The organism is Nitrospirota bacterium (assembly GCA_040755395.1).
GTDB lineage: Bacteria > Nitrospirota > Nitrospiria > Nitrospirales > Nitrospiraceae > DATLZU01.
On record JBFMAX010000051.1, the window covers coordinates 1 to 1,683 of the forward strand.

The following is a 1,683-nucleotide window of genomic DNA, read 5'->3' on the forward strand; positions in this document are numbered from 1 at the left end:
TCGAGAACAAGATGCCGGAGGCGCACTGGAAGCTGGAATCCATCGAGCGGGGCGCCCGGATCGTGGTGATCACGCCGGAGTATAACCCGACGGCCTACCGGGCGGATTATTGGATTCCGGTCCGCAATAACTCGGACGGTGCGTTGTTCTTGGGCGCGATGAAGATCATCGTGGACGAGAACATGCACGACATCGACTTTCTGAAAGGCTGGACCGATTCACCGCTCCTGGTCCGCACGGACACGTTGCAGTATCTCGATCCGCGCGACGTGATCAAAGACTATCAGTTCCCGGACTTCTCGAAGAGCTATTCGGGCCGGGTGCAGTCGTTGAAGCCGGAGCAGATCGAGCGGCTCGGTGGATTCATGGTCTGGGATCTCAACAAGAACCAGGCGGTGCCGATCCATCGCGAGTTGGTCGGGGATCACTTCATGAAGAGCGGCATTGACGCGGCCTTGCACGGGACCTACCGGGTGAAGCTGCTCAACGGCCGGGAAGTGGACGTGCTGCCGATCTGGCAGATGTACCTGATCCATTTCCAGGACTATGATCTGGACACCGTGCATCAGATCAACCGGGCGCCCAAGGACTTGATCGTCCGGTGGGCGCGCGATGTCGGCACGATCAAGCCGGCCTCCATCCACAACGGGGAGGGCACCAATCACTACTTCCACATGACGGCCGCTTCTCGTGCAGCGGCGATGGTGTTGATCATCACCGGCAACATGGGCAAGTTCGGCACCGGCCAGCATACCTGGGCCGGCAACTACAAGGCGGGTATCTGGAATGCCACGCCCTGGTCCGGCGCCGGGATCGCCGTCCATACGGGCGAAGATCCCTTCAACATCACCCTGGATCCCAACGCCCACGGCAAGGAGATCAAGACCAAGTCGTATTACTATGGCGAGGAAGTCGGCTACTGGAACCATGGCGATACGGCCTTGATCGTCAACACGCCCAAGTACGGCCGTAAGGTCTTCACCGGCAAGACCCACATGCCCAGCCCCAGCAAACTCCGCTGGGTGACCAACGTGAACGTGCTCAACAACGCTAAGCACCACTACGACATGGTCAAGAACGTCGATCCCAATATCGAGTGCATCGTCACGCAGGATATTGAGATGACCTCCGACGTGAACCATGCCGACGTGGCCTTCGCCTGCAACTCCTGGATGGAGTTCACCTATCCGGAGATGACGGCGACGGTGAGCAATCCCTGGTTCCAGGTCTGGAAGGGCGGCATCCGGCCGCTGTACGACACCCGCAACGATCTCGACACCTTCGCGGGTGTGGCGGCCAAGCTCAGCGACATCACCGGCGACAAGCGCATGCGCGACTACTTCCACATGGTGTACATCAATCGGGTGGATGTGTTTGTGCAGCGCGCCTTGGACGCCAGCGCCACAGCCTATGGCTACAGCGCCGACACGATGCTGAAGTCCGAGAAGGGCTGGATGGTGATGACGCGCACCTATCCGCGGCAACCCTTCTGGGAGGAAGTCAACGAATCCAAGCCGATGTGGATGCGATCGGGCCGATTCGAGAACTACCGGGTGGAGCCGGAGGCCATCGAGTACGGCGAGAACTTCGTCGTGCACCGCGAGGGCACCGAGGCCACGCCCTATCTCCCGAACGCGATCTTCACCACCAACCCGTACGTCCGCCCGGACGACTACGGCATTC

1 protein-coding gene is annotated in these 1,683 nt (G+C 60.2%); it reads left to right on the forward strand.

Annotated features, from left to right (window positions below):
* Positions 1 to 1,683 (forward strand): molybdopterin-dependent oxidoreductase (locus AB1555_20070; GenBank protein MEW6248975.1); only part of this gene is annotated, 1,683 nt, incomplete at both ends.